We start from the raw sequence: 982 nt of genomic DNA, 5'->3' as shown, positions 1-982 counted from the left end.
CGGCGGGCCTTCGAAGGCGGCGACGGCGGCGGCCTGGCTGATCGAGCAGGGATTGCCCGAGGAGTGCGACTGCAGTCGCTCCATCGCCTTGATGAGCCACTCCGGCCCGGCGGCGACGCCGATGCGGAAACCCGTCATCGCGTGGCTCTTGGAGACGCCCGAGACGGTCAAGATGCGATCGGCAAGGTCCGGGCACAGGTTCGCCAGCGTGGCATGCGGGCCGCCTGTATAGTTGATCGGCGCGTAGATATCGTCCGACATCACCAGCACGCGCGGATGATGGCGCAGCACTTCGCCGATGCCGAGCAGCGTTTCCGCAGGCAGGCAGGCGCCGGTCGGGTTGCCGGGGCTGTTGAGCAGCACCCACAAGGTATTCGGCCCGATCTGCGCTTCGAGGTCGGCCGGGGTGAAGCGGAAGTTGTCCTTGGCGTGGGTGTGCAGCGGGACCACCTTGCCGCCGGCGAAGCGTACGATTTCCGGGTAGCTGACCCACCATGGAGCAGGGACGATCACCTCGTCGCCCTCGCTGATGGTTGCAAGCATGGCGTGGAAGATCGCCTGCTTGCCGCCCGCGCTGACGGTCACCTGCGACACGGGAACCTCGATCCCGAGGTCGCGCGCGAAGTGCAGCGCGGCGGCCTGCTTGAGCCGCGAGGTGCCGCCGACCGGCGTGTATTTCGTCTGGCCGCCGTCGAGCGCGGCCTTGGCGGCCTCCAGCACATGCGGCGGAGTGGCGAAGTCGGGCTCACCCACGGAAAGCGATATGATGTCGCGCCCCGCTTCGCGAAGCTGGGTGGCGCGGTCGGTCATCGCCGTGGTCTGCGACGGGGCGATGCGGGAAAGGGCGGTGGACAGGTGCATTGTGGGGCGTCTCTTAGAACAGGAGCCGAGGATCGCAAAGCATCGTCCGGCGGGGGCTTCGACAAGCTCAGCCTGAGCGGAATTTAAAGACCTGCTCTCAAAACCGCTCAGGCTGAGCTTG

1 protein-coding gene is annotated in these 982 nt (G+C 67.0%); it reads right to left on the bottom strand.

What is annotated here, in order from left to right; genetic code table 11:
* On the bottom strand, window positions 1–861 hold an 861-nt coding region (locus tag ACYPYD_RS24535; RefSeq protein WP_459666054.1), incomplete at its 3' end, for a pyridoxal phosphate-dependent aminotransferase.
* Window positions 862–982: the final 121 nt, after the last annotated feature.

The organism is Novosphingobium sp. 11B, from assembly GCF_054589055.1.
Note: the sequence above shows the minus strand (reverse complement) of the source record. Positions and strands in the feature narration are given on the sequence as shown.